This is a genomic window from Acidiphilium sp. AL (assembly GCF_025499445.1).
In the GTDB taxonomy this organism is placed as follows: Bacteria; Pseudomonadota; Alphaproteobacteria; order Acetobacterales; family Acetobacteraceae; genus Acidiphilium; species Acidiphilium iwatense.
In genome coordinates this window covers 63,109-87,892 of record NZ_JAIMBZ010000011.1, presented here as the reverse complement: position 1 = coordinate 87,892, position 24,784 = coordinate 63,109, and the positions used below count along the sequence as shown (strand labels likewise).

The following is a 24,784-nucleotide window of genomic DNA, read 5'->3' as shown; positions in this document are numbered from 1 at the left end:
CACCTGATCGAGAACTTCTTTGCCAAACTCAAGCAATTCCGCGCCATTGCAACGCGCTACGACAAAACCGCCAGAAACTTCCTCGCAGGCGTCCACCTCACCGCCACCGCTATCTGGCTTAATTGACGACACACCCTAACTCTCGTCCTGTGCATCGGCTCGACTCTGTTTTTGACGGCCTGTGCCGATTTCGAACCGTTCCAGCGAGCCGGCACCTGGCGCGAAACCGGAGCCGCGATGCGCAATGTCGCGGCTGAACTGGTCAACCCCGAAGACCTTGTCGATGGCACCAGTCGGCCGGTTCTGACCGGAGCGATCGCCGAAAGCGCGGTCGGTTCAGGAATGAAAGCCATCAAATCGACCCGTATCGGAATTGGAAATTCGACATCAGGCAATTCGATGACGGACAATTTGAGCGGGGCGGTGTCTGGGGGAATCGGCGTCGGAAGCGGTGTGCAATGAACCGGCTGGACAAATTTATGACCAGTCTTGCGGCGATTTCATCCAAACATTTGGCCATCGTGATGTTCGCCGCGCTGTCGCTCGCGGCCTGTTCCGCCCAGCCGCAACCAACACCGCACCTCGGCAGCAAGACCCTGAACGTCGCAAGGACCGCACTCGCCGGCGGCAATCCGCAAATGGCCCTCACGATTACCGGAGCCGTACTGAAATCCGATCCCGGCAATTCCGAAGCACTGATCGACCGGGGCGACGCCTATTATCTCATGAATGACTGCGCGCAGGCCGAAGCTGCTTATCAGCACGCGCTGCGCACGGCCCCGCACGCCGCAGGAGCCGAACTCGGACTTGGCCGCTGCACCCTGGCGCGCGATCCGCGCGCCGCCGCGGCCGATTTCTCACGCGCAATAGACGATGATCCGTCGAACGCCGCCACCGTCAACGATCTCGGCGTAGCGGATGCCGAAGCAAGCCGATTCGCGGCGGCGAATGCCGAATTCAAAAAAGCCTTGGCGCTCGATCCAGTGCTGGGCGCGGCTTCGGTCAATCTGGGCATGTCCCTCGCTCTCGGCGGCAATCCGGGCAAGGCCGAGACGATCCTGGGGCCGCTCGCGCGCGGACCGAGAGCGACCGCCAAAATCCGCGCGGATTATGCAACGGCACTTGCCCTCGCCGACCACTCCGCTTCCGCCCGCCGTATACTCCTCACGGATATGCCTGAAGACGAAGCACAAAGCATGGTCGCGCAACTGGCGAAACTCGGTGCCAGAATCGCCCTGCCGCCGCCAAGCTGATCCGCCGGCGAATTTACAGACCACGCAGTCTTCGCACATATTGATATCAATCATGGCCCGCGCAGGCGGGGTCGATAATCGCAGGAGGTGACGGTATGAACGAGGCTGCCGGCGAAGCTCGTGACCAAGCACCCAAGGACATCGCGCGCGCCGCTTCAGCGGCGATGTGGGCGAGCGATTCGGCAAGCCAGCGGCTTGGAATGACGATCGACGAGATCGATGCCGGTCATGCCGTGCTCAGAATGACCATCACCGAGAGCATGACCAACGGCCACGGCACCGCCCATGGCGGGTTCATTTTCGCATTGGCCGATTCCGCCTTCGCGTTCGCCTGCAACAGCCATGGCGCGCGGGCGGTCGCGTCCCATTGCGCGATCACCTATCTCCGCCCAGGCTATCTCGGCGATAAACTCGTCGCTCGGGCCCGTGAGGTTTCGCGCAGCGGCCGCAACGGCATCTATGATGTTTCGGTCAGTGTGGGCGAGCATGTGATCGCCGAGTTTCGTGGCCATTCGCGCACCATTGGCGGCTCCTGGATCGAAACGGGAAACGCTTCATGACCACCGCATTCGACCCTGACGAATTGGCCTCGCGCGATGAAATCATCGCCCTCCAGACCGAGCGCCTCGCGGCGGCATTGCGTCACGCCTATGAGCATGTTCCGCATTATCGCGCTTCATTCGACGCGCTCGGAGTTAATCCCTCGGATTTCCGGCGGCTGGACGATCTTGCGCGCTTTCCCTTCACGGTGAAGGACGATCTCCGGCGCAATTATCCGTTCGGCCTGTTCGCGGTGCCGCGCAACCGCGTCCTTCGCCTTCACGCGTCCTCGGGTACCACCGGCAAACCGATCGTCGTCGGCTACACCAGAGCCGATCTCGATATCTGGGCCGACCTGATGGCGCGCTCGATCCGCGCCGCCGGCGGGCGACCGGGAATGATGGTCCATGTCGCCTATGGCTACGGCCTTTTCACCGGCGGGCTCGGCGCCCATGCCGGCGTGGAGCGACTCGGTTGCACGGCGGTGCCGGTTTCGGGCGGGATGACCGAACGGCAGGTGCAGCTCATCCTCGATTTTGCCCCCGACATCATCATGGTCACGCCAAGCTACATGCTCGCAATCCTCGATGAATTCGTCCGCCAGGGGTGCGATCCCCGCAAAACCGCGCTTAAATTCGGCATTTTCGGCGCCGAACCCTGGACCAATGCGATGCGCGGCGAAATCGAAACCGCTTTCGGTATCCAGGCGACCGATATTTACGGGTTGTCCGAACTGATGGGGCCGGGGGTTGCGCAGGAATGCGTGGAAACCAAGGACGGGCTCCATATCTGGGAAGATCATTTCTATCCCGAGATCATCGACCCGACGACCGGCGCCGTGCTTCCCGACGGCGAGACGGGCGAGTTGGTGCTGACCTCCCTTACGAAGGAGGCGCTGCCGATCATCCGCTACCGCACCCGCGATCTCACCCGGCTGCTGCCCGGCAGCGCGCGGCCCGGCATGAGGCGGATGGAGAAAATCACCGGCCGCGCCGACGACATGATCATCCTCCGCGGCGTCAACCTGTTCCCGACCCAGATCGAGGAGCTGATCCTGGCCAGCGACTGGGGTGCCGGGCATTTCACAATCGAGCTGACCCGTCCGGCCCGGCTCGACGAGATGACCGTGCATGCCGAAGCACGACCCGATTACTGGGACGGTGCCGGTCTCACGGACGAGGCTGCGCGTCTTGCCCTCCGGGTGAAGGACGTGATCGGCGTGACCGCGCGCGTGGTGATCGAACCGCCGGGGACGATCGAACGCTCGGTGGGCAAGGCGCGGCGGGTGCGCGACCTGCGCCCTCGAAACTAAACCAACCGGCTCGAAACCTCGCGTCCCGCGAGCACCGCGTCGATCCCGTCGAGCGCGAGCATCCCCATCGCCGTTCGGGTCTCCTGCGTGGCGCTGCCAAGATGCGGGAGCAGAACGACGTTCTCCAGATCGAGATACCCCGCCGGAACGGCGGGCTCGGCCGGAAACACGTCGAGTCCCGCCGCCGCGATATGCCCCGATTTCAGCGCGGCGATCAGCGCATCGTCGTCGATCGTCGTGCCGCGCCCGGTATTCACCACGATCGCGCCGGGCTTCAGCCGGGCGATGCGTTCGGCGTTCAGCCAATGCCGCGTCGCCACCCCGCCGGGTAAATGGATCGACAGCACGTCGCACGCGGCAAGGAACCTGTCCTCGCCTGCGTGAAAAAGTGCGCCCTGCTCCTGATCCGGGTGCAGCCTGTTGCGGTTGTGGTAGAGCACCTGCATTGACAATCCGCGCGCCATGCCCGCCAGCGTCCGGCCGATCCGCCCCATGCCCAGGATGCCGAGCGCCTTGCCCTCAAGGGTGGTGCCGAGCATGAAATTGGGTTTCCATCCCGGCCAGGCGCGGGCGCGGACCACGCGCTCGCCCTCGCCGGCCCGGCGCGCGGCCATCAGCATCAGGGTCAGCGCGATTTCGGCGGTGGCGAAGGACAGCACATCCGGCGTGTTCACCACCGCGAAGCCGCGCGCCCGAGCGGCTTCGAGATCGATATGATCGGTGCCGACCGAAAACGTGCCGATCACCCTCACGCTCGCCGGCAGGCGCGCGATCAAGCCCGCGTCGATCCGATCCGCCGGCGTGACCAAAGCCGCCGCAGCGCCGTCGAGCGCCGCGAGGAAAATCTCGGGCTCGAACGCCGCCTCGAAATCGAGAAACCGCGTGTCGTGATCGGCGGCGGCGCGTGCGGCGACCGGCTCGGGCAACATACGCGTGACGACGAGACGATGGGTCATGGAATCCCTTTCAGCGACGTTAGAGCATCCTTGGTGTCGAAATCGCGCAGCACCGCATCATCGTCCATCTCGACCTCGACGATCTCGTCCATGTGCCGCGCGAGAATTTGCCGCGCGCCGGCATCGCCGCCGAGTGCTACGATTTCAGCGAAAAACCGCCGGTCCCATAGAACCGGGTTGCCGCGCCGACCGCGATGGGTGGGAATGACGATGGCGCGCCCTTCGTCCGGGTCGTAGGCGGCAATCAGCCGATCGAGTGTCGCCGCATCGACCAGCGGCATATCGCCGAGACAGATCAGCGCCGCGGCGACCTGTTCTGGCAGCGCCGCGATTCCTGCCTTCAGGCTTTCGGCCATGCCCTCGGCGAAGCGGAGTGCGTGGACGAAGCGCATCTTGCGCCCGGCAAGCGCGGCGCGGATCAAATCCGCCTGATGCCCGGTCACCACGATCACCGGATCGGCGCGCGAGGCGAGCACGTGATCGGCGGCCGCGGCAACCAGAGCGCGCCCGTCCGGCAGCGCGGTCAGCAGCTTGTTGGCAGGCGCCGCGCGAGAGGAGCGCCCGGCGGCCAGAACGATCGCGGCAATGAATGGTGCTGCTTTCGGTGCGGTTCGGGGAATCCGCGGCGCCGGACGGGGCGTAAAATCCTTGAGCAACCCGCCGATGCCCATACTTGCGATGGTTGCATTGTCGATCGCCTCACCGGCGAATATCCGATCGAGCACGAAATCGATGCCGTTCTGCTTCGGGCTGCGCGCGCAGCCGGGCAATACGATGGCAGGCACACCGCCGATCCTGCCGAAACACAATAGATTGCCCGGATCGACGGGCATGCCGAATCGCTCGATCGTCCCACCCGAAGCGACGATGGCGGCGGGCGCGACATCGGCACGGTCGGTCACCGCCGACGCGCCGGCGATCAGCAGCAATTCGGCACCGGAGGCGCGCAATCGGGCGATCGCGCCGGCGATCGGTGCGGTTTCGTGCGACGTCTCGATCGGGTCGAGCATCGTTCCGCCGCGCGCAGTCACCCGCCGGCGTGTCGCCTCGATGGTGTTGCGGATCGCCGCGTCCTTGAGATGCGGCAGGCGGGACAGCACCAGCCCGACCACCATGGACCGGAACGGCGCTACCGCGAGCAAGGTTTCGCCCGCAAGCAACGCCTCGGCACGGTCCATCACGGCGCCAGGCACCGCGAAGGGAATGATTTTCAGCGTTGCCAGCATGTCGCCCGGCGCAACCGGCATCGAATCGGCCAAGGTGCCGAGGGTGATCGCTTCGTCGAGCGTGTTCAACGCCGTGATCCCAGCCGGATCGAGGTGCAACAGTCCCGAAGACCGGGCGAATACATTGACCCGCCCATGCACCGGAGCGGCGACTCGCAGGCCGGGACCGGAAAGATACGCGCCAAGGCGCCGCGCCGCCTCCGCCTCCGGCACATCGCCCGGTTCCAGCCGCGCCACGGTGATGTCGCTATGCCCGGCGGCGCGCAAAGCGGCGATCGAGGCGGCATCGAGCATAGCGCCTTTCGGGATCAGCCGGTCGGTGGTTTTCAGGCTATGTGCGAGAATGGCGCCCGCCAGATCATCGCCCAATCGCGCGGGGCCGAAGATCACGCAGTTGCCCCAAGCCTGCCACGCCGTGCCGCGACCATCTGGGCGATAATCGACAGTGCGATTTCCGGGGCGGTAACCGCCCCGATATCGAGCCCGACCGGAGCCCGGATGCGCGCCAGTGCCATCTCGGCGAAACCGGCGTCACGCAGACGGCCAAGCCGTTTCGCATGGGTCTGCCGCGAACCGAGCGCCCCGATGTAGAACGCGTCCGAAGCAAGCGCGCGAATCAGCGCCGGATCGTCGAGCTTCGGGTCGTGGGTCAGGGTGACGATCGCGGTGCGGCGGTCGGGCACCAGGACGTCGAGCGCTTCATCCGGCCAGTCGGTGCGCGTCGCAACCCCCGGAAACCGGTCGGCGGAGGCGAAGGAGCGGCGGGGATCGATCACCGTGACAGCGAATCCCATCGATACCGCCAAGGGGGCGAGGCTCTGCGCGATATGCACCGCGCCGACGATGATCGCGCGCGGCGCCGGATTGCGCGATTCGATGAACCAGGCTTCGCCGCCGATCTGCACGGTTCCGGTGCGATCCTCCGCCAGCATCGACGCGGCCTCGGCCGCGAGGCCGGCGGGCGCTGCTGGATCGGGCAGAATATAAGCCGCGCCATCGGGCAGGCGCGTGGCAAAAGCGACCGGACGGCGTGCTTCCGTCGCTTCGCGCAACGCGGCGAGCTGTGCGGCATTCATGAAAGTTTTTCGACGAATACGGAAACCTTGCCGCCGCAAGCCAACCCGACCTCCCATGCGCGCTCATCGGTGACGCCGAAATCGAGCAGTTGCGGCATCCCCGTCTCGATGCTGCGCTGCGCGGCCTCGGCCACGGCGCCCTCGATACAGCCGCCGGAGACCGAACCGGCCATGCGTCCCGATCGTGTCACCGCCATCCGGCTGCCGGCGGGACGCGGCGAACTGCCCCAGGTGCCGGTTACGGTCGCGATTGCGACATCCTCGCCCGCTTCGAGCCAATTCGCGGCGACACGCAGGATATCCTCGGCATCGGCACCATGATCGTTCATCGGTTTTCTCCCATTCCAAGCCGCCCCCATCGCGCCGCGGCCTGGCCGCGCGGCGGAACAGCGCCCGACAATGCCCCGATCAGCGCGCGCAGGCTGGCCAGATTATGCACCGGGCGAAACTCGTCCACATGCGGCAGCATCGCCTTCACCCCCTGGGATTTCGGTTCGAAGCCCGAATAGCGCAAGAGCGGATTGAGCCAGATCAGGCGGCGCGCGGAGCGGTGCAGCCGCGCCATGTTGTCGGCAAGCCCCATGGCGCCGTCGCGATCCAGCCCGTCGGTTACCAGAAGCACCACGGCCCCCTGCGCCAGAATCCGCCGCGCCCAGAGCCGGTTGAAATCTGCCAAGGCCTCGCCGATTCGCGTTCCGCCCGACCAGTCGGGCACAATGCCGGCAACCTGCGTGAACGCCTCCTCCGGATCGCGCCGGGCGAGCTGACGGGTGATATTGGTCAGCCTTGTGCCGAACAGGAACACCGTGACCCGGCCGCGATCATTGACGACCGCATGAAGGAAATGCAGCAATATCCGGGTATAACGCGCCATTGAGCCGGAAATGTCGCATAGCACCACCAGAGGCGGCGGGCGGGTGAGCGGCACGCGGCGCGCGATGTCGAATATCTCGCCGGCGCTGCGCAGGGAATCGCGCATCGTGCGCTTGAGATCGATTCTGCTGCCGCGCGCGGCGGCGCGAGTGCGGCGGGTGCGGCGTTCGTCGAGCGGCAAGGTCAGCCGGGCGATCTCCACCTTGGCTTCAGCAATTTCATCCGCACTCATCGCCTCGAAATCGAGCGTCTCCAACCGTTCCTGGCCCGACGCGGTGAGCACGGCGTCGATCTCCTGCCGGTCGTCCGGCATGGGCGGCCGCTCGCGCGATTTTGCCGCCGCCATTGCCTCGGCCAGCCGTCGCGCCCCCGGCGGCACGCGCTCCTCGCCCGGCGCGCGTCCCTCCATCGCAGCAAGGATTTCGGCGAATTTCGCGGCATCGGGATTGCGCCAGAATACCGAAAACGCCTGATCGAACAGGATTTCGTGCTCGTGGCGCCGCAGCATCACCGTGCGCAGGGCGGCGCGAAACACCACCCGGTCGGTGATGTCCACATGAGTCAGCGCCTCGGTCGCGGCGACCACCTCGCCCGGCCCTACCGGCAGGCCGGCCCGGCGCAACAGCCGTGCGAAATGCATCACATTCGCTGCGAGCGCTCCGGTTTCACGGGTCGCGGTCATGCCGCGCGGATCGCCTCCTCGGTCAGTTTCGCCGCCGCTTCGCCGCGGAGTTTCGCGATGTCGTCCTGATATTTCAGCAGCACGCCCAGCGTGTCGTCCACGGCGCGGGGGTTGAGTTCGGATTCGTCCAGCGCCGCGAGTGCTGCGGCCCAGTCGATCGTTTCGGCCACGCCCGGCAGCTTGAAAATGTCCATGGTGCGGATGCGCTGGACGAAGGTGACGACCTGTGCGGAGAGTTTTTCCGGCACGCCGCGCGCGCGGACAGCGAGAATCGCGCGTTCCCGTGCGGCGTCCGGGTAATCGACCCAATGATACAGGCAGCGCCGGCGGATCGCATCGTGAACCTCGCGCGTGCGGTTGGACGTAATCACCACCACTGGCCTGGTCGCCGCGCGCACCGTGCCGAGTTCGGGAATGGTGATCTGAAAATCACCCAGAAGTTCCAGCAGAAATGCCTCGAACGGCTCGTCGGCGCGGTCAAGCTCGTCGATCAGCAAGACGGCGGAGGGCAGATCGGGGTCGATTGCCGACAGCAGCGGCCGGGCGAGCAGGAATTCGCGCGCATAGAGGTTCTGGCGCAGCGTCGCGCGCGATCCGCCGGTCTCGGCAAGGCGGATTTCCAGAAGCTGACGTGCATGGTCCCATTCGTAGGCGGCGGCGGCGAGATCGAGTCCGTCATAGCATTGCAGGCGGACCAAGCGCCGATCGAGCTGCTTGGCCAGAACCTTGGCGATCTCGGTTTTGCCGGTGCCCGGTTCGCCTTCGAGAAACAAGGGGCGTTCCATCGCGAGGGCGAGATGGACGCTGGTGGCCAATGCCCGGTCGGCGATGTAGTCTCCTCCGGCGAGCAGCGCGGCCGTTTCTGCGACCGAAGCGGGCAAGGGCCGTGGCGTCATCCGATGAACTTCGCGATCACGATCGCGACGACGACAATGGAGATGACCAGCGGAATCCAGATGCCGATGGGCAGGCCGGCGATCACCGGGTTGCTCCGGTCGGCCTCGTGCGCGCCATGGGCATGGACCGGCGCCGGGGCGTGGCCATGATCGGCCGCCGGCACGGGCTCGGGCACGTTCTGCGCAACGGTCGGCGCGACCTGCTCGACGAAGCGGGTGAAAAACGTCTCGGCATAGGATTTTGCCACCGAATCGATCAGTCTTGCGCCGAGCTGCGCCATCTTGCCGCCGATCTGCGCGTTGACCTGATAGTGCAGCCTGGTGGCGCCCTGCTCGTCGTCGAGCTTGACCTGCGCGCCACCCTTGGCGAAACCGGCAACGCCGCCCTGCCCTTCCCCGGAAATCGTGTATGAATTCGGCGGGTCCAGATCGCCGAGCGTCACCCGCCCGTTGAACCGGGAGGAGATCGGGCCGATCTTAGCGTTCACCACGGCTTTCATCTCGGTATCGGACAGTTTTTCAATGCTCTCGCATCCCGGAATACAGGCTTGGAGGATCTCGGGGTCGTTCAATGCGACCCAGACCGTCTCGCGCGGCGCCGCGATCAGCCGTTCTCCCGACATATCCATCTGGCATAGTCTCCTTCACGTCTCGATTTTGTTGCGGATGACCTTAGTTTGAGGCTGCCCCGCGCGCAAATTGCCCTCCCACGCGAAAAACCAAATCGCGCGGCGGTCCCGGCATGACAAGCCTTGTCGCGGACGCGCCTGCCATGCTGCCCTTTTTCGGGACACTTCTCAGTTTCGCGCTCCTGCCCGGTGCCGCGCCGCGCTTCTGGCACCGGAACATGGCGCGGATCACTTTGTCCTGGGTGGTGCTCGGCGCGGTTCTCGGCAGCTTCCGTCAGGGTCCGGCAGCCGCACTCGCGGAGGTTTGGCAAGCGGGGATCGTCGATTTTCTGCCGTTCATCGCGGTGCTGATGGCGCTCTACACGCTGGGCGGCGGCGTCCTGATCGCCGGCGGACCATGGGGACGACCGGCGGGCAACGCGCTGCTGCTTGGCGGCGGCACGATTCTGGCCGGGCTGATGGGCACGATCGGGGCTGGGCTTTTACTGATCCACCCGCTGCTGGCCGCGAACGGCGCGCGGGCCGAACGGCGGCATCTGGTGTTCGCCTTCATCATTCTGGTCGCGAATGCCGGCGGTGCGCTAAGCCCGCTGGGCGACCCGCCGCTGCTGATCGGCTTTCTGCGCGGTGTGCCGTTTTTCTGGCCGACCCTGCATCTTGCCTTGCCGATGCTGGTCGTCGCGATTCCGGTGCTGGCTGCGACCTACGCGCTGGACCGGCGGCTCGCTTCACGCGAACCGGAGCCGAAGCCGCAGCCCTTGCGAATCCGCGGCGGCCTGAACATCGTGATGCTGGTGGTCTTCGCCGCGGCGATCACCGCATCCGGCCTGATGCAGGGCCCCGACATCGCGATCGGACCGGCCCACCTGCCGGCAGCGCAAGCGGCGCTGACCATGCTTGCCGCCCTCATCATTGCGATTTCGGAAATCCGTACGCCGCCCGCGATCAGGGCCCGCAACCGCTTCGCCTGGGCGCCGATGCGCGAAATCGCCATCCTGTTCTTCGCGATTTTCGTGACGATCGGGCCGGTGCTGCATCTTCTGACGACGATACCGCTCACGCGGTCGCCGCCCTTGTGGTTCTGGCTGTCCGGCCTGTGCTCCGCGTTTCTCGACAGCGCGCCCACCTATCTGATGTTCTTCCAGGCGGCGGGCGGCGATGCCGCGCATCTGATCACCCCACCGGCGCGGCTGCTCACCGCGATCTCGTCCGGATCGGTGCTGTTCGGCGCGATCACCTATCTCGGCAACGCGCCCAACCTGATGATCCGAGCGATCACCGCCCACAGGGGCGTGCGGATGCCGGGTTTCCTCACCTATATGCTGGCGGCGGGCGCGGTGCTGCTGCCGATTTTCGTACTCGAAACCTTTCTGTTCTTCAGCTGACGGAGCGGCGCGATTATGGCTTTTCCACCGGACGGCGAATCATGTCGTTCTTCATCATCAGCGCCAGCACCACCCCTTTGACCGGGCGCTGGAGCAGAAGCTGCAGCACGATCGCCAGCGGAATGAACACGATCAACGATGTGGCATAGCTCAGCGCGCCGTTCCGGTCCGCGATCATCAGCCCGCCGCCGATAATGCCAAGACCGATCACGATCGTGAGATAGGGCGGCAGCGTGTCGCACGGAACCTGCCCCAAGGGCGCATCGCAGCGCGGGCAACGGGCGCGAATCGTGAACCATCCCGCAAATGCCGAAGCCTGCCCACAGGACGGACAGCGCATGGCAAGCCCCCGTGCCAGCGCGGCACTCCAGCCCGGCATGGCAAAAACGCGACTTTGTTGCGTTGTCCGTCTGGTCCAGCGATGCGGTGGCTGTTCGGGCATTCCGGTCTCCTGATAGCGCTCCTACGCCGCGAGTTTTTCCTCCCCCTCGAGTGCCGCCTCGATTTCCTCCAGGCTGCGACCCTTGGTTTCCGGCACCAGGAACCAGGTGAAAACGATCGTCGCCAGGGTCATCGCAGCATAGATCAGGAAGGTCGGACCGCGCCCGAACCCATGAACCAGATCAAGAAAGGTGATCGAGACCAGCATGTTGAAGGTCCAGTTCGAGATGGTCGCGAGCGACATGCCGCGCCCGCGCACTGCGAGCGGAAAAATCTCGGCGATCAGCAGCCAGAATACCGGGCCCAGCCCGATCGCGAAGAACGCCACATAGGCGGCGACCGACAGCACCGTGACGAGCGCCAGGCTCCCGTGCAGCCCGATCATGAAACTGACCGAGAGGATAACCAGCGTCACCAGCATCCCGGCAAGTCCCCAGAGCAGGAGCTTGCGGCGCCCGGCCACGTCGAGCAGGCGCATTGCTACCAAGGTCATTACCACATTGACCACGCCAACGCCGGCGGTCGCTAAAATCGAGACGGAGGCCGACGGCAGACCAGCCTTCAGAAAAATGGTCGGCGCGAAATAGATCACCGTATTGATGCCGGTGACCTGCTGGAAGATCGCGAGCCCGATGCCGACGATCAGCGGCCGGCGCGCGCGCTTTTCAAACAGAACCGACCATGGTGCCGTCGCTCGATCCTCGCGTGCGATATCCTGGCGCAGCGCGCTCAACTCATCCGTCACGTCTTCGCGGCCGCGCAGAAAAATTAGCGCCCGGCGCGCGGCGTCCTCGCGTCTCTTGCCGGCAAGCCAGCGCGGACTTTCAGGCAAAGTGAGCATGCCCGCAAACAGCACGACGCCTGGCACCGCACCAAGGCCGAGCATCCAGCGCCAGCCATTGCCGCCATGCGAGAGCAGGAAGCCGACGCCATAGGACACCACGATGCCGAGGGTGATATAGAACTGGTTGATGGTGACGATGGCGCCGCGCTTCTCGGGCGGCGAAATCTCCGACAGATACATCGGCGTGAGCATCGAGGCGACGCCGATCGCGGCACCCACCAGCACCCGCCCGAGGAGCAGGATCGCAACACTCCAGGCCACCGCCGAAACCAGCGCGCCGACAATGAAAATCAGTGCCGTGATCAATAAAATGATGCGCCGCCCAAACGAATCGGACAGGCTGCCGGCAAATGCCGCGCCCACCGCCGCCGCCGCCAGGGCAATCGCGACGACGACGCCCTGCATGGTCGGACCGAGATGGAAAACATGACGGATGAACAACAAGGCGCCGGAAATCACGCCGGTATCGTAGCCGAACAGCAAGCCGCCGAGTCCGGCGATGACCGCGATCAACGTGAACTGCATCGCATCCTCCGATCCGTCCGTCGGCGGACGGGGTTAGCCGGAGAGATGGACAGTGCCGGTTAGCGTTTCAATGCGGCGGCTTCGGCGGCGAGCACGGCAATCCGGCGCCAATCGCCCGCGCGCAACGATTCCGCCGGCGTGAGCCAGGAACCGCCAACACAGATCACATTGGCAAGAGCCAGATAATCGGCCGCATTGGCGAGGCCGATTCCGCCGGTCGGGCAGAACCGAACCTCGGGGATCGGTGCCGCGATCGCGCGTAGCATGGGAATCCCGCCGGCCGGTTCGGCTGGAAAGAATTTCTGCCAGCGATAGCCGTGTTCCAGCAAAGCCAGTACCTCGGACGGAGTCGCCGCACCCGGCAGGAACGGCACGGAACTCGCCGCGGCCGCGTCGAGCACCGAAGGACTCGATCCTGGCGACACCACGAACCGCGCACCTGCTTCGGCAACCCGACGATATTGCACTGCGGTCAGCACGGTGCCTGCACCCACGACCATGCCGGGCACCGAGGCCGCCATGGCTGCGATGGCTTGCAATGCGACTTCTGTGCGGAGCGTGACCTCGACCACGCCGATGCCGCCTTCAAGCAGGGCGTGTGCCAGCGGCACGGCGTGAGATACAACCTCGATCGTCAGCACCGGAATGACCGGCGAAATGGCCAGAAGTTCGGCAAGCCCCCCCTGATTGGCTTGGACCCAAGTGCTCATGCGAATACACTCGCGCCGACATCCGCACCGCCGACCGCGGATCGGAACGCGCCGAACAACTCCCGCCCGACACCGTGATGATTCGCCGAAAGATCGACCTCAGGCAGCTTGCGTTGCGCGAATTCCGCCGCGTCGACCAGCGCCCTCAAAGTACCTGCATTGCAATCGAGCCGGATCATGTCGCCGTCGCGCAGTTTCGCGAGCGATCCACCTTGCGCGCATTCCGGCGTGACATGGATCGCCGCCGGAACCTTGCCGGACGCACCGGACATCCGCCCATCGGTGACCAGCGCCACCTTGAAGCCGAGATCCTGCAATACGCCGAGTGCGGGAGTGAGCTTATGAAGCTCCGGCATACCATTTGCCATCGGTCCCTGATGCGTCACCACCGCAACGAAATCGTGATGCAGTTCGCCCGATTTGAATGCCGCAAGCAATTCGTCCTGGCTGCGGAAAATCCGTGCCGGCGCCTCGACAATCCGATGCTCCGGCTTCACCGCGGAAAGCTTCACCACCGCCTGGCCGAGATTGCCGTGCAGGATCTTGAGCCCGCCATCGGCGCTGAACGGGTCTGATCCGTCGCGCAGGATAGTTGTATCCGCACTTTCGCGCGGTGCGGGAACCCAGTTGAGCGCGCCATCCTTGAGCACAGGCTGGTCGCGATAGGATGCAAGACCGTCTCCACTCCAGACCGTGCGCACATCGCCATGCAGCAAGCCATGATCGAGCAGCGAACCGATCAGCACCGGCATGCCGCCCGAAGCCTGAAACTGGTTTACGTCGGCAGCACCGTTCGGATAGATGCGCGCGAGCAGCGGCACATGATCGGACAGATCGGAAAAATCCTGCCAGGTGATGTGGATTCCCGCGGCACGCGCCATCGCGACCAGATGGATCGTATGGTTGGTCGAACCGCCGGTCGCTAACAGACCGACCATGCCATTGACCACGGCGCGCTCGTCGATCATTTCCCCAGTCGGCGTGAAATCATTGCCGCGTGCGGTAATTTCCAGAATCCGCCGCGACGCCGCCTCGGTCAGCGCGTCGCGCAATGGCGTGTTCGGGTTGACGAAAGATGCGCCCGGCAGATGCAGACCCATGATCTCCATCAGCATCTGGTTGGAATTCGCAGTGCCGTAGAACGTGCAGGTGCCGGGGCTGTGATAGGCTGCGGATTCCGCCTCCAGCAATTCGGCACGGCCCACCTTTCCTTCCGCATGCAACTGGCGGATGCGCGATTTTTCACCATTGGAAATACCCGACGGCATCGGGCCGGCGGGGATGAAAATCGACGGCAAATGGCCGAACGACAATGCCGCAATGACAAGACCCGGCACGATTTTATCGCACACACCAAGTAGCAATGCGCCGTCGAACACATCGTGCGACAGGGCGATCGCGGTCGCCATCGCGATCACGTCGCGCGAAAACAGCGACAATTCCATCCCTTCCCGACCCTGCGTCACGCCGTCGCACATCGCCGGCACGCCCCCCGCGACCTGCGCCACGCCGCCGGCCGCACGCACCGCGCGCTTGATGATGTCGGGGAAGCGCTCGAGTGGCTGATGCGCTGATAACATATCGTTATAAGAGGTCACGATGCCGATATTCGGCTTCGCGTCCTGCTTCAGATCGTCCTGTTCGGCAGGTACGCAACCCGCCACGGCATGGGCGAGATTGGCGCAGCCGATCGCCGCGCGATGCACGCCGCGCCGCGCCGCCGCATCGATGCGTGCCCGATACGCGCCGCGGCTTATGTGGCTGCGCTCGCGGATCCGGTCGGTCACGCGGGCAATCTGGTCGTTCAGCATTTTCATTCCTCGCGATCCGCCGGATCGCACCTGTTAGGTGCCGGGAACATCTCCGGCCTGTTCGTCGAACCATGTCCGGCCGTCACGCACTATCAACGCAACCGCCTCGGACGGCCCCCAGGTTCCCGCCGTGTAAAGCTTGGGTCTCTCGCCGGAATTCTTCCAGGCATCAAGAATGGATTCGGTCCATTGCCACGCGGCCTCGACCTCGTCGCGCCGCATGAACAATGTCGCGTTGCCACGCACCACGTCCATCAGCAGTCTTTCATAAGCATCCGGCAGGTGATTCTTGAAGGTCTCGGCGAAACTCAAATTCAGCGGCGCGGTGCGCAGGCGAAGTCCGCCCGGTCCCGGCTCCTTAGTCCAGAGATGCAGGCGGATATGCTCGTTCGGCTGCACCCTGATCACCAATCGGTTCGGCATGGCCTCGTCCGATCCGGTCGGAAAAATCCAGTAAGGTACAGGGCGGAACTGAATGACGATCTCGGACACTTTTTCCGGCAGGCGCTTGCCGCTGCGCAGATAGAACGGCACGCCGGCCCAGCGCCAGTTGCGTACCTCGACCTTCAACGCCGCGAACGTCTCGGTAATCGAACCATGTGCGATGTCCTTTTCCTCGGCATAGGCTTTGACCGGACCGCCCTTGATCGCCCCGGCGCGGTACTGGCCGCGCACAGTCTTGGTCGAAATCTCGTCTTGCGTGATCGGCGCGAGCGATTTCAGCACCTTGATTTTTTCGTCGCGCACCGCTTCGCGGTCGAGCGTCGCCGGTGGCTCCATCGCCACCAGACATAATAATTGCATCAGATGATTCTGAATCATGTCGCGCAGCGCGCCGGTATGGTCGTAATACCCGCCGCGTTCCTCCACGCCGACAGTCTCCGACACCGTGATCTGCACGTGGTCGATGGCGTTATGCTGCCAGACCGGCTCGAACAGCGAGTTGGCGAAACGCAGCACCAGCAGGTTTTGCACCGTCTCCTTGCCGAGATAGTGATCGATGCGGAAGATGTTGCGCTCTTCGAACACCGCACCCACCCGGTCGTTGATGTCCTGTGCCGAGGCGAGATCGTGACCGATCGGCTTTTCCAGAACGATCCGGGTTTCTGGCGTCTGCAGCTTGTGGGCGTGAATGTTGTCGGCGATCGCGCCGTAAAGTTCGGGCGAGGTCGCGAGATAGAATACCCTGATCTTGCGCGGTTCCTGGTGGAGCAGCTTGCCGAGATCGGCCCAGCCGCGCGCGGCGGTGGCATCGCACGAAATGAAATGCAGCCGGTCGAGAAACCGCTTTACCGCCTGTTGGTTCAGCGCTTCTTTTTCGACGAATTCTTCGAGACTTTTATGCACCAGGGTTTGAAACGCCTTGCGCGTCATTTCCCCCCGCGCGGAACCGATGATGCGGGATGTTTCCGGCAACTGCCCGTCGAGATCGCGGCGATAGAGCGCCGGCAGCAACTTGCGGCGGGCAAGATCGCCGGTGCCCCCGAAAACCACATAGTCGAACGGCTCGATGATCGGCTGGGAAAAATTCATGGGTCAAACCTATTCGCACTGCACAACGCCGATATATGCCGCCCTGCCCGCCAACTCAACTCATCCAATTGCCGCCATCGACATTCAGGGTCTGTGCCACGACATATTCCGCTTCGTCGGAGGCGAGGAACACCGCCGCCCCCACCAGATCGTCCGGCCTGCCCATCCGCCCATACGGCACCGCGAGCCCGACAAGGCGTTTTTTCTCGCCGACCGGCAAATTCTCGTAGCGTGCGAACAGCGCATCGACCTCGGCCCACATCGGCGTATCGACCACGCCGGGGGCGATACCGTTCACCCGAATGCCGTGACGAATCAGATCGAGTCCCGCCGATTGGGTGATGCTGATCACCGCAGCCTTGCTCGCGCAATAAACACCAACCAGCGCCTCGCCCCGACGCCCCGCCTGCGAGGCCATGTTGATGATGCGCCCGCGCTTGCCGCGCGCCATCATCTGTTTCGCGATCGCCTGGAGCGTGAACAGCAGGCCCTTCACGTTGATCACGAAAATACGGTCATAGCTCGCTTCGGTGATATCGGCGATCGGCGCGAGATCGAATACGGCTGCATTGTTCACCAGAATATCCAGACCGCCGCGATCGGCAGTGAAGGCTGCGAAATCGGCAATCGACCCCATATCCGCGACATCCAGCGCGCAGGCGTGCGCCTTTGGGCCAAGCGCCTGCGCGGCATCTTCCGCCGCTTCAAGGCTGCGGTCGGCGATGCACACCGTCGCACCTTCGGCAATGTAACCCGCCGCCATGGCGCGGCCGATGCCGCCGGCGCCGCCGGTGATCGTGGCGTATTTGCCCGTTAATCTTCCGCTCATCGAATGGGCCTCACCACACACAATAGCCGCCATCGGCGAGCACGATTGAACCTGTCATCAGGCTCGATGCGTCGGAGGCGAGAAACAGAACGACGGAGGCGATTTCATGGGTCTGGCCGACTCGGTGCATCGGCGTCATATCCAGCCAGATACGGTTGAGTTCTTCGTCTTCCATACCGAACCGCGTCAGGGGCGTATCGATATAGGTGGGGGCGACGGCATTGACCCGCACGCCACGATCGGCCCATTCGCCGGCGAGCGAGCGGGTCAGATGATGCACGGCTGCCTTGGAAGCGTTGTAATAGCTCTGCTTCTGCGGCTTGTTGGAAATGAAACCGGACATCGAGCCGATATTCACCACCACACCACGCTTGCGCGCGAGCATCGCCTTGCCGAAGGCGCGGGCGCAGTAGAATACACCGTTGAGATTGACGTTGACGACGTCGAGCCAATGCTCGTCGGTCACATCCTCGGCGGCGGTGCCGGAGCGGGCGATGCCGGCATTGTTCACGAGAATGTCGATCGCACCGAATTTTTCTTCAAGCGATCTAGCCGCCGCATTTACGGCCGCGCTGTCGGTTACGTCGAGCACCACGCTGTCCGCCGAATGGCCGAGCTTTGCCAATGTCACCTTGCCTTCCTCGCAGACATTGGCGTCACGGTCGGCGATGATCACATGCGCGCCAGCTTCGGCCAGAGCTGTCGAACAGGCCAGGCCGATCGCGCGGCCGCCCCCCGTCACCACCGCATTACGGCCCTTGAGATCGTATTTTTCGAGATACATTTTTGCTCCTGTCGTTCGTCAGGTATCGCGGATACGGGTTCAATGCAGATGGAATGTCCGCCTTATCAACGCCCTGCCGTCCGGGCCGAACAAAGATGCCCGATCGGTCCGCGGCGCCATGGTCACCGGATCGCCCATGCGAATGCCAGCCAGTTCATCGGCCTTGACAATCATCATCCCGCCATTCGGTCGCTTCACATAGACGAGGGTTTCGTTGCCGAGATGTTCGACGAAATCCGCGACGCCCCCAATCGGCCCGGATTCCGCGAGCATCGTATGCTCGGGCCGCATTCCAACGGTCACGCGGGTTCCCGGCCCCGCTTCGATGCCATCGGCCGCGATCGTCACCACTCCCGCATCCGCGAGCGCGACTTGCGCCCCATGATCGTCCCGCGCGACGATCTCGCCGTCCAGCAAGTTCATTTTGGGCGAGCCGATGAATCCCGCGACAAACAGATTGGCCGGATTGTTGTAAAGTTCGAGCGGGCTGCCGACTTGTTCGACGATCCCGCCGTTCAGCACCACGATGCGGTCGGCCATGGTCATCGCCTCGATCTGATCGTGGGTGACGTAGATCATCGTCGTCTGCAATTCCTTGTTGAGCTTGACCAGTTCGGTGCGCATCTGAACGCGCAGCGCCGCATCGAGATTGGACAGCGGTTCGTCGAACAGAAATCCTTTCGGATTGCGCACGATCGCCCGGCCGATCGCGACACGCTGGCGCTGCCCGCCGGAGAGCGCCTTCGGCCTTCGGTCGAGCACCTTGTCGAGTTGCAGCATCGCGGCGGCCTGGGACACCTTAGCCACGATCTCGGCCTTGGGGACTTTCGCCATTTTCAAGGCGAATCCCATGTTTTCCGCGACCGTCATGTGCGGGTAGAGCGCATAGGTCTGAAACACCATGGCGAGGCCGCGCTTGTCGGGTGGAATATCGTTCGCGCGCACCCCGTCGATACTGAAATCGCCGCCGGTGATTTCCTCAAGCCCCGCGATCATGCGCAGCAGCGTCGTCTTGCCGCAGCCGGACGGCCCCACGAAAACCACGAACTCGCGATCGTCGATCGCAAGATCGACTCCCTTGATCGCATGGAATCCCTCATACCGCTTCTCGACTTTTTCGAGAACGAGCTTTGCCATCATTCTCTCCTATTTCACCGCGCCGAACGTCAAGCCGCGAACCAGGCGCCGCTGAGTCAGGCTGCCGAAGACCAGAATCGGCGCCACCGCAAGCACCGAGGCCGCGGACAGTTTCGCCCAGAACAAACCTTCCGGCGCCGAGAAACGCGCGATATAGGCGGCGAGCGTGCCGGCGCGCGAAGCGGTCACGTTGATGCTCCAGAACGCCTCGTTCCACGACAGAATGACCGAGAGCAGTGCGGTGGACGCAATGCCGGGCCCCGACAGCGGCAACAGCAGATGGACCATCTGCTTGCGCGGACCGATCCCGTCGACCCGCGCGGCTTCCAGAATTTCCCCTGGAATTTCCTTGAAGAACGAATAGAGCATCCAGACCACGATTGGCAGGTTCATCAGCGTGTCGATGCCGACAAGGCCAATCCGCGTGTCCAGAAGCCCGGCTTCCTTCAGGCCGAGATAGATCGGCATCAGGACGCCCACCGCCGGCAGCATCTTGGTGGACAGCATCCACATCAGGGTAAACTCGGTGCGTTTTCCCGGAAAAAACGCAAGCGCATAGGCAGCGGGGAACGCGATCGCGATGGCGAGAACCGTCGACCCGATACTGACGACAACGCTGTTGATCGCGAACAGAATATAGCCGGCATTGTTCGTCGCCGCGAGGAAGCTCTCGAATGTCGGCGGAAAGATTAGCAGAGGCGGGATCGCGATCGCCTGGCCTTCGGTCTTGAAGGCGGTGATTAGCATCCAGAGAATCGGGAAGAACATCACCAAGGCGGCGATCCAGGCTAGCACGCCGAAAATGACCCTGCTGGAGATGGATGGTTTCATCGCCGCTTCCTAACGCTGCAGGTTTTTCGAAACGGCGCGAATCAGGAAGAAAGCAAGAATATTTGCAAGCACGATCGCGAATACGCCCGCCGCCGACGCGCTGCCAATGGAGAAATCATTCAACGCCTTGATGAAGATCAGATAGGTGAGCGTCGTGGTCGCATCGCCCGGCCCGCCATTCGTCGTCGTGTAGATCACCGCGAATGCCGACAACAGAAAGATCGATTCCAGCATGATGACGATGGCGATCGGCCGTCCGAGATGCGGCAGCACGATGTAGCGCAGCCGCGCGAAACCGTGCGCGCCGTCCATCCGGGCCGCTTCGAGCTGGTCGGTGTCGAGGGATTGCAGCGCGGTCAGCAGGATCAGTGTTGCGAACGGAATCCACCGCCAGGAATAGATGATGATCACGGCAGTCATCGGATCGGTGCTGAACCAGGCGATCGGGCGCAATCCCACCAGCATCATCAGCCAACCGAACAATCCGCTGACCGGATCGAGCAGCAGATTCTTCCAGATCAGGGCCGCGACCGGCGACATCACGAAAAACGGTGCGATCGCCATCAGCCGCGCGACGTTCCGACCAGGAAAATCGTTATTGAGAAGCAAGGCGATCAGCGTGCCGAATACGATGGACGCAAACAGCACGCCGACGACGAGAATAACGCTGTTCTCGATCGCCACCCAGGTCGAGACGTCGGTGAACAGATAGCGGTAGTTCAGGCCGCCGTTGAGCACTGCAGGCGGCGACATCAGGTTATAGTGTTCGAACGAATAGAACAGCGTGCGCAGCAGCGGCAGAACCGACCAGAGCAGCAGCAAAGCCACCGCCGGCAGCAGCAAGGGCAAGGTATTGACCTGCCGCGAGCCGCGGGACCGGCCAGTCACCCGCAGCCCGCCGGTTTTGGTGATCGCTTCGCTCATTCCGCCACCTGAACGTTCCGTGATCCGGCTCAGTGGTAGCCCGCTTCCTTCATCGTCCGCGCAGTTGAAGACTGCGCCTGTTTCAGTGCCGCTTCAACGGATTTCTGCCCGGCCAATACCGCCGCGATCTGCTGGCCAACCTCGGTGCCGATTCCCTCGAATTGCGGGATGGCGACGAACTGAACGCCGACATAGGGCACTTTCTTCAAGGTGGGGTCGTTGGGATCGGCGGTCAGAATCGCGTGCTTCACCATTTTCGCGAAAGGGGCGGCTTTCAGGTAGTTCGGATTGTCATAAGTGGAAATCCTGGTGCCCGGCGGCGTCTGCACCCAGCCGAAGGTTTTGCCGGCAAGCGCCAGATACTGCTTCGATGTCGCCCATTCCAGGAACTTCTTGGCATCCGCTTCCTTGCGGGTCGATTTCGGAATGGCGAGCGACCACGCCCAGAGCCAATGCGCCCCTTTCGGCGTCACCGCGACCGGCGCATCGACCATGCCGACATCGTGGGCCACCTTCGAGGTCTTGGGGTCCCACAGCGTTCCGGCGGCAACGGTGGAATCGATCCACATGCCGCATTTGCCCTGGCTGAACAGCGCCAGATTCTCGGTAAAACCGTTCGATGTCGCGTTCGGCGGCCCGTATTTCTTTTCCAGATTGACGTAGAACGTGACTGCATTCTTCCACGCGGCGCTATCGAGCTTCGGCTGCCATTTCATGTCGAACCAGCGGCCGCCATAGGTATTCACCAGCGTATCGATATAGGCCATGTTCTCGCCCCAGCCGGGCAGGCCGCGCAGGCAGATGCCGTAGACGCCTTTGGCGGGATCGTTGATTTTCGCCGCGTATTCCGCGATTTGCTTATAGGTCGGGTGCTTCGGCATGGTGATGCCGGCTTTCTTGAACAGGTCCGTGCGGTAATAGGTGACCGAACTTTCGGCGTAGAATGGCAGGGCATAGAGCATGCCCTTGTAGGAAAGCCCCTTGCGGACGGATGGAAATATGTCCTTGACGTCGTAGCTCGCCGGCAGGCCGGTCATCGGGTCGAGCCAGTGGCTTTTCGCCCAGATCGGCACTTCGTAGGTTCCCACCGTCACCACGTCGAAATTCCCGGAATTGGTCGCGATATCCGTGGTCACACGCTGGCGCAGCGTATTCTCGGGCAGCACCACCCAGTGCAGCTTGATCCCGGTTTCCTTGGTGAATTGCGGCGACAGTTTCTGCATCTGCAGCATGTCGGGATTGTTCACCGTTGCGATGGTCAATGTGGCGGCATGAGCCGCGCCGGTCGCGCAGAGCACGCCGAGCAAGCCGCCCATGATATTCTGATATCGTTTCATTCCTGTATCCCCCTTTCGATCGTTCTTGATGGCTTCAATGCAAGTCGGCGGCGATGGCGTGCCCAGGAGACAGACCGGCACGCGACACCGCGCGGCGGAAGTGAGAACCGCAAAATTCGTGACGATATCGAATGAGAAAACCCGTACGGGTGCGAATGTCCAACGCACCGCTGTGACGACGCTCCTCTCGCTGCCACGGCGTGCGGTTCGTCCGCATCTTATGAAACGCAGGTAAACTTCTTTCGTTTAGAAAGTCAATGCAAAAATTATTTCGTAGAAAACATCGCAAATCCGGGCAAATCCCTCGATTTTTGCATGAGGCAGCAGCGCTGTCCAGGTTTTCGGCTTTCGATACGAAACTTATGGACTTTCTGTCCGATCGCTGGCAACGATTGGGGATGCGCAACGCCAGGGCAGCAAGGTGATGATCGGCGCGAAAAGCGCCGTGCTCCAGCGCCGGCTGAAAATCGCCGACTGGATCCGCCAGCATGGCCAGATGCGGGTGGACGAACTCAGCACCGCGCTGATGGTCTCGGAAGTCACGATCCGCGGTGATCTGTCCTATCTCGAGGAACAGGGCCTGATCGTGCGCAGCTTCGGCAAGGCGATCGCCACGAAATCCGCGGCGCCGCGCGATCGCCCGGTGAGCGCGCCGCTGACCAAGGCGCTGCTCGTGCCCATGCTGCGACGTGCGCAGAGCCTGATCGAGCCGGATCAGACCGTGCTGATCGGCCCCGGCGATCTGGCGATGCAACTGATTCCCTGGCTCGCCGAAATTCCCGGATTGTCCGTGCTGCTCGCCAATGTGGCAGCAATTCCGCTGGCACGTGCCTGTCTCGATGCGCGGGTGCATCTGCTGGGCGGCGAGATCAACGCCGAGACTGGCGCGCTCGAAGGCGCACAGACGATCCGCGGCCTGGACCACTATCCGCTCGGCTGGACGATCATCGAAGCCGACGCACTCTCGGCCGATGCGATGCTTCTGCTGGCCTCGAAATCCGCCGAGCGCCTCGGCGAAGCGGCGTTGCGACGCGCGGCACGCAGTATCGTGCTGGTCGGCAGCCAGGTACTGTCACTTGAACGCAGGGCCGCGCATCTGCCGCTTGCCGGCATTTCCGATATCATCCTGCCCTCGGCCCCCAGCAATCGCGCGCGCGACATCATGATCGATGCTGGATTCCGGCCGATCGACAGCGATGGCGGAACCCAGGCGCATTTCTGCAGCCACCGTCCGAGTGCCGAACGCGCGGCCCGCACCGCCGGCGAAGCCTCGTGACGGGTGCGGCGTGACAGTGGGGATGGCATGATCCTCACCATGGGGGAGATTCTGGTCGATATCCTTGCCGAGGAACGCGGCCAGGGCTTCCTTGAACCCGGCCGCCTGCTTGGTCCGTTCCCCGGCGGCGCGCCGGCAACCTTCATCGTTCAGGCGGCACGGCTCGGCGCCCGCGCCGGCATTATTTCCTGCGTCGGCGACGACGATTTCGGCTGGCTCAACGTCGAGCGGCTGCGCCGCGAGAACGTGGATGTCGGCGCCGTGCGCATCGACCCCGATCAGGTCACCGCGAGCGCCTTTGTGCGCTATCGCGAGGATGGCGACCGCGACTTCCTGTTCAACCTCAAGCGCAGCGCCGCCGGCCGGATCGCGATCGACGGCGCGGCACGCGCCATGCTCGCCGAGTGTGCGCATTTCCATATCATGGGGTCGTCGCTCTTCTCGTTCCACATCATCGATGAAATGAAAAAAGCACTCGAGCTGGTCCGGGCGAATGGCGCGACGATCTCGTTCGACCCCAATATCCGCAAGGAAATGCTGCGGATTCCAGAAATGCGCGCGGGACTCGAATTCATGCTGGGCTATACCGACATCTTCATGCCGTCGGGCCCTGAGATCCTGCTGCCGACCGACGCGAAATCCGAACGCGCCGCGATCGACGAATTGCTCGACCTCGGCGTGCGCATGATCGTGATCAAGCGCAACCGCAAAGGGGCGAGTTTCTACAGCAACGACGATGCTTTCGACGTGCCGGCATTTCCGATCGAGGAAGCCGACCCGACCGGCGCGGGTGATTGTTTCAGCGCGGCCTTCGTCACCTGTCTGCTCAAGGGTATGGATATGCGGCGCTGCGTCACCTACGCCAATGCCGCCGGTGCGCTCGCGGTCAGCCGCAAAGGCGGGATGGAAGGGATCGGGGGTTTTGCAGCCCTAGATGCGCTCATCGCGCGAAGCGATCTGCCATAACATTTCGT

At 63.4% G+C, this 24,784-nt stretch carries 26 protein-coding genes; 8 read left to right on the top strand and 18 right to left on the bottom strand.

Annotated elements, in window-relative coordinates; all coding sequences use genetic code 11:
- From AiwAL_RS09235 to paaK, 5 genes are all read left to right on the top strand, one after another.
- A partial coding sequence (locus AiwAL_RS09235) for a transposase (protein WP_262312567.1) occupies positions 1 to 126 on the top strand: 126 nt, incomplete at its 5' end.
- A 111-nt stretch (positions 127 to 237) separates the two neighbouring features.
- The gene (locus AiwAL_RS09230) at positions 238 to 462 is read left to right on the top strand and encodes a hypothetical protein (protein WP_235703772.1); all 225 of its coding nucleotides are present in this window, start codon (positions 238 to 240) and stop codon (positions 460 to 462) included.
- A gap of 17 nt (positions 463 to 479) precedes the next feature.
- The gene (locus tag AiwAL_RS09225; RefSeq protein WP_235703773.1) at positions 480 to 1,253 is read left to right on the top strand and encodes a tetratricopeptide repeat protein; all 774 of its coding nucleotides are present in this window, start codon (positions 480 to 482) and stop codon (positions 1,251 to 1,253) included.
- Positions 1,254 to 1,348: 95 nt separating this feature from the next.
- Positions 1,349 to 1,813 (top strand): hydroxyphenylacetyl-CoA thioesterase PaaI, encoded by a 465-nt coding sequence (paaI, locus tag AiwAL_RS09220; protein ID WP_235703774.1) that lies wholly within the window; start codon positions 1,349 to 1,351, stop codon positions 1,811 to 1,813.
- Entirely contained in the window at positions 1,810 to 3,105 is a 1,296-nt protein-coding gene (paaK, locus tag AiwAL_RS09215; RefSeq protein WP_235703775.1) for a phenylacetate--CoA ligase PaaK, read from the top strand. Before paaI ends, paaK begins: the two co-directional genes overlap by 4 nt.
- Here the strand turns inward: paaK and AiwAL_RS09210 are convergent.
- The 7 genes from AiwAL_RS09210 to AiwAL_RS09180 are packed head-to-tail and all read right to left on the bottom strand — an operon-like array spanning position 3,102 to position 9,443.
- Positions 3,102 to 4,061: a D-glycerate dehydrogenase gene (locus AiwAL_RS09210; RefSeq protein WP_235703776.1), complete on the bottom strand. Its 960-nt coding sequence runs from the start codon at positions 4,059 to 4,061 to the stop codon at positions 3,102 to 3,104. The two genes, paaK and AiwAL_RS09210, sit on opposite strands and share 4 nt — an antisense overlap.
- The gene (locus AiwAL_RS09205) at positions 4,058 to 5,677 is read right to left on the bottom strand and encodes an NTP transferase domain-containing protein (protein ID WP_235703777.1); all 1,620 of its coding nucleotides are present in this window, start codon (positions 5,675 to 5,677) and stop codon (positions 4,058 to 4,060) included. Before AiwAL_RS09205 ends, AiwAL_RS09210 begins: the two co-directional genes overlap by 4 nt.
- Positions 5,674 to 6,363 carry an XdhC family protein gene (locus AiwAL_RS09200; RefSeq protein WP_235703778.1) on the bottom strand — a complete coding sequence of 230 codons (690 nt, stop codon included), beginning with the start codon at positions 6,361 to 6,363 and terminating at the stop codon, positions 5,674 to 5,676. Before AiwAL_RS09200 ends, AiwAL_RS09205 begins: the two co-directional genes overlap by 4 nt.
- Positions 6,360 to 6,692: an XdhC family protein gene (locus tag AiwAL_RS09195; RefSeq protein ID WP_235703779.1), complete on the bottom strand. Its 333-nt coding sequence runs from the start codon at positions 6,690 to 6,692 to the stop codon at positions 6,360 to 6,362. The genes AiwAL_RS09200 and AiwAL_RS09195 overlap by 4 nt, the downstream gene beginning before the upstream one ends.
- A complete protein-coding gene (locus AiwAL_RS09190) occupies positions 6,689 to 7,918 on the bottom strand; it encodes a VWA domain-containing protein (protein ID WP_235703780.1) in 1,230 nt (409 codons plus the stop codon). The genes AiwAL_RS09195 and AiwAL_RS09190 overlap by 4 nt, the downstream gene beginning before the upstream one ends.
- The gene (locus AiwAL_RS09185) at positions 7,915 to 8,814 is read right to left on the bottom strand and encodes a MoxR family ATPase (protein ID WP_235703781.1); all 900 of its coding nucleotides are present in this window, start codon (positions 8,812 to 8,814) and stop codon (positions 7,915 to 7,917) included. The genes AiwAL_RS09190 and AiwAL_RS09185 overlap by 4 nt, the downstream gene beginning before the upstream one ends.
- Positions 8,811 to 9,443: a carbon monoxide dehydrogenase subunit G gene (locus AiwAL_RS09180; protein ID WP_235703782.1), complete on the bottom strand. Its 633-nt coding sequence runs from the start codon at positions 9,441 to 9,443 to the stop codon at positions 8,811 to 8,813. Before AiwAL_RS09180 ends, AiwAL_RS09185 begins: the two co-directional genes overlap by 4 nt.
- Before the next feature lie 113 nt (positions 9,444 to 9,556).
- Between AiwAL_RS09180 and AiwAL_RS09175 the strand changes: the two genes are divergently transcribed.
- Positions 9,557 to 10,828: a sodium:proton antiporter gene (locus AiwAL_RS09175; RefSeq protein WP_235703783.1), complete on the top strand. Its 1,272-nt coding sequence runs from the start codon at positions 9,557 to 9,559 to the stop codon at positions 10,826 to 10,828.
- Between the two features lie 13 nt (positions 10,829 to 10,841).
- Here the strand turns inward: AiwAL_RS09175 and AiwAL_RS09170 are convergent, their stop codons facing one another.
- Genes AiwAL_RS09170 through AiwAL_RS09120 form a run of 11 tightly spaced genes read right to left on the bottom strand, consistent with a single transcriptional unit; the run spans position 10,842 to position 22,534 of the window.
- Complete coding sequence (locus AiwAL_RS09170) at positions 10,842 to 11,270, bottom strand: DUF983 domain-containing protein (protein ID WP_235703784.1); 429 nt, start codon at positions 11,268 to 11,270, stop codon at positions 10,842 to 10,844.
- Positions 11,271 to 11,291: 21 nt separating this feature from the next.
- A complete protein-coding gene (locus AiwAL_RS09165) occupies positions 11,292 to 12,638 on the bottom strand; it encodes a sugar porter family MFS transporter (RefSeq protein WP_235703785.1) in 1,347 nt (448 codons plus the stop codon).
- 59 nt (positions 12,639 to 12,697) lie between these two features.
- Positions 12,698 to 13,348, bottom strand: a complete 651-nt coding sequence (gene eda / locus AiwAL_RS09160) for a bifunctional 4-hydroxy-2-oxoglutarate aldolase/2-dehydro-3-deoxy-phosphogluconate aldolase (protein WP_235703786.1) — start codon at positions 13,346 to 13,348, stop codon at positions 12,698 to 12,700.
- Entirely contained in the window at positions 13,345 to 15,159 is a 1,815-nt protein-coding gene (edd, locus tag AiwAL_RS09155; RefSeq protein ID WP_235703787.1) for a phosphogluconate dehydratase, read from the bottom strand. Before edd ends, eda begins: the two co-directional genes overlap by 4 nt.
- A 33-nt stretch (positions 15,160 to 15,192) precedes the next feature.
- Complete coding sequence (gene zwf, locus AiwAL_RS09150) at positions 15,193 to 16,692, bottom strand: glucose-6-phosphate dehydrogenase (protein WP_235703788.1); 1,500 nt, start codon at positions 16,690 to 16,692, stop codon at positions 15,193 to 15,195.
- A 55-nt stretch (positions 16,693 to 16,747) separates the two neighbouring features.
- Positions 16,748 to 17,521: an L-iditol 2-dehydrogenase gene (locus AiwAL_RS09145; RefSeq protein ID WP_262312563.1), complete on the bottom strand. Its 774-nt coding sequence runs from the start codon at positions 17,519 to 17,521 to the stop codon at positions 16,748 to 16,750.
- Positions 17,522 to 17,531: 10 nt separating this feature from the next.
- Positions 17,532 to 18,305, bottom strand: coding sequence for an SDR family NAD(P)-dependent oxidoreductase (locus tag AiwAL_RS09140; protein ID WP_235703790.1), 774 nt, complete (start codon positions 18,303 to 18,305; stop codon positions 17,532 to 17,534).
- Positions 18,306 to 18,344: 39 nt separating this feature from the next.
- A complete protein-coding gene (locus AiwAL_RS09135) occupies positions 18,345 to 19,442 on the bottom strand; it encodes an ABC transporter ATP-binding protein (protein ID WP_235703791.1) in 1,098 nt (365 codons plus the stop codon).
- A gap of 9 nt (positions 19,443 to 19,451) precedes the next feature.
- Positions 19,452 to 20,273, bottom strand: a complete 822-nt coding sequence (locus tag AiwAL_RS09130) for a carbohydrate ABC transporter permease (protein WP_235703792.1) — start codon at positions 20,271 to 20,273, stop codon at positions 19,452 to 19,454.
- Between the two features lie 9 nt (positions 20,274 to 20,282).
- Entirely contained in the window at positions 20,283 to 21,197 is a 915-nt protein-coding gene (locus tag AiwAL_RS09125; protein ID WP_235703793.1) for a carbohydrate ABC transporter permease, read from the bottom strand.
- Positions 21,198 to 21,226: 29 nt separating this feature from the next.
- Positions 21,227 to 22,534: a sugar ABC transporter substrate-binding protein gene (locus tag AiwAL_RS09120; protein WP_235703794.1), complete on the bottom strand. Its 1,308-nt coding sequence runs from the start codon at positions 22,532 to 22,534 to the stop codon at positions 21,227 to 21,229.
- 424 nt (positions 22,535 to 22,958) lie between these two features.
- On the opposite strand from AiwAL_RS09120, the gene AiwAL_RS09115 reads away from it, so the two are divergent.
- Together AiwAL_RS09115 and AiwAL_RS09110 are read left to right on the top strand one after the other, a co-directional pair.
- Positions 22,959 to 23,810 (top strand): DeoR/GlpR family DNA-binding transcription regulator, encoded by an 852-nt coding sequence (locus AiwAL_RS09115; protein ID WP_262312562.1) that lies wholly within the window; start codon positions 22,959 to 22,961, stop codon positions 23,808 to 23,810.
- A 27-nt stretch (positions 23,811 to 23,837) separates the two neighbouring features.
- Complete coding sequence (locus tag AiwAL_RS09110) at positions 23,838 to 24,776, top strand: sugar kinase (RefSeq protein ID WP_235703796.1); 939 nt, start codon at positions 23,838 to 23,840, stop codon at positions 24,774 to 24,776.
- The last annotated feature ends 8 nt before the right edge of the window (positions 24,777 to 24,784 follow it).

What these genes read in the sequence shown, in the direction of transcription:
- AiwAL_RS09230 (WP_235703772.1), top strand. Translation starts at nt 238, where the DNA reads ATGCGCAATGTCGCGGCTGAACTGGTCAACCCCGAAGACCTTGTCGAT.
- AiwAL_RS09225 (WP_235703773.1), top strand. Translation starts at nt 480, where the DNA reads ATGACCAGTCTTGCGGCGATTTCATCCAAACATTTGGCCATCGTGATG.
- paaI (WP_235703774.1), top strand. Translation starts at nt 1,349, where the DNA reads ATGAACGAGGCTGCCGGCGAAGCTCGTGACCAAGCACCCAAGGACATC.
- paaK (WP_235703775.1), top strand. Translation starts at nt 1,810, where the DNA reads ATGACCACCGCATTCGACCCTGACGAATTGGCCTCGCGCGATGAAATC.
- AiwAL_RS09210 (WP_235703776.1), bottom strand. Translation starts at nt 4,061, where the DNA reads ATGACCCATCGTCTCGTCGTCACGCGTATGTTGCCCGAGCCGGTCGCC.
- AiwAL_RS09200 (WP_235703778.1), bottom strand. Translation starts at nt 6,363, where the DNA reads ATGAATGCCGCACAGCTCGCCGCGTTGCGCGAAGCGACGGAAGCACGC.
- AiwAL_RS09195 (WP_235703779.1), bottom strand. Translation starts at nt 6,692, where the DNA reads ATGAACGATCATGGTGCCGATGCCGAGGATATCCTGCGTGTCGCCGCG.
- AiwAL_RS09190 (WP_235703780.1), bottom strand. Translation starts at nt 7,918, where the DNA reads ATGACCGCGACCCGTGAAACCGGAGCGCTCGCAGCGAATGTGATGCAT.
- AiwAL_RS09185 (WP_235703781.1), bottom strand. Translation starts at nt 8,814, where the DNA reads ATGACGCCACGGCCCTTGCCCGCTTCGGTCGCAGAAACGGCCGCGCTG.
- AiwAL_RS09180 (WP_235703782.1), bottom strand. Translation starts at nt 9,443, where the DNA reads ATGGATATGTCGGGAGAACGGCTGATCGCGGCGCCGCGCGAGACGGTC.
- AiwAL_RS09175 (WP_235703783.1), top strand. Translation starts at nt 9,557, where the DNA reads ATGACAAGCCTTGTCGCGGACGCGCCTGCCATGCTGCCCTTTTTCGGG.
- AiwAL_RS09170 (WP_235703784.1), bottom strand. Translation starts at nt 11,270, where the DNA reads ATGCCCGAACAGCCACCGCATCGCTGGACCAGACGGACAACGCAACAA.
- AiwAL_RS09165 (WP_235703785.1), bottom strand. Translation starts at nt 12,638, where the DNA reads ATGCAGTTCACGTTGATCGCGGTCATCGCCGGACTCGGCGGCTTGCTG.
- eda (WP_235703786.1), bottom strand. Translation starts at nt 13,348, where the DNA reads ATGAGCACTTGGGTCCAAGCCAATCAGGGGGGGCTTGCCGAACTTCTG.
- edd (WP_235703787.1), bottom strand. Translation starts at nt 15,159, where the DNA reads ATGCTGAACGACCAGATTGCCCGCGTGACCGACCGGATCCGCGAGCGC.
- zwf (WP_235703788.1), bottom strand. Translation starts at nt 16,692, where the DNA reads ATGAATTTTTCCCAGCCGATCATCGAGCCGTTCGACTATGTGGTTTTC.
- AiwAL_RS09145 (WP_262312563.1), bottom strand. Translation starts at nt 17,521, where the DNA reads ATGAGCGGAAGATTAACGGGCAAATACGCCACGATCACCGGCGGCGCC.
- AiwAL_RS09140 (WP_235703790.1), bottom strand. Translation starts at nt 18,305, where the DNA reads ATGTATCTCGAAAAATACGATCTCAAGGGCCGTAATGCGGTGGTGACG.
- AiwAL_RS09135 (WP_235703791.1), bottom strand. Translation starts at nt 19,442, where the DNA reads ATGGCAAAGCTCGTTCTCGAAAAAGTCGAGAAGCGGTATGAGGGATTC.
- AiwAL_RS09130 (WP_235703792.1), bottom strand. Translation starts at nt 20,273, where the DNA reads ATGAAACCATCCATCTCCAGCAGGGTCATTTTCGGCGTGCTAGCCTGG.
- AiwAL_RS09125 (WP_235703793.1), bottom strand. Translation starts at nt 21,197, where the DNA reads ATGAGCGAAGCGATCACCAAAACCGGCGGGCTGCGGGTGACTGGCCGG.
- AiwAL_RS09120 (WP_235703794.1), bottom strand. Translation starts at nt 22,534, where the DNA reads ATGAAACGATATCAGAATATCATGGGCGGCTTGCTCGGCGTGCTCTGC.
- AiwAL_RS09115 (WP_262312562.1), top strand. Translation starts at nt 22,959, where the DNA reads ATGATCGGCGCGAAAAGCGCCGTGCTCCAGCGCCGGCTGAAAATCGCC.
- AiwAL_RS09110 (WP_235703796.1), top strand. Translation starts at nt 23,838, where the DNA reads ATGATCCTCACCATGGGGGAGATTCTGGTCGATATCCTTGCCGAGGAA.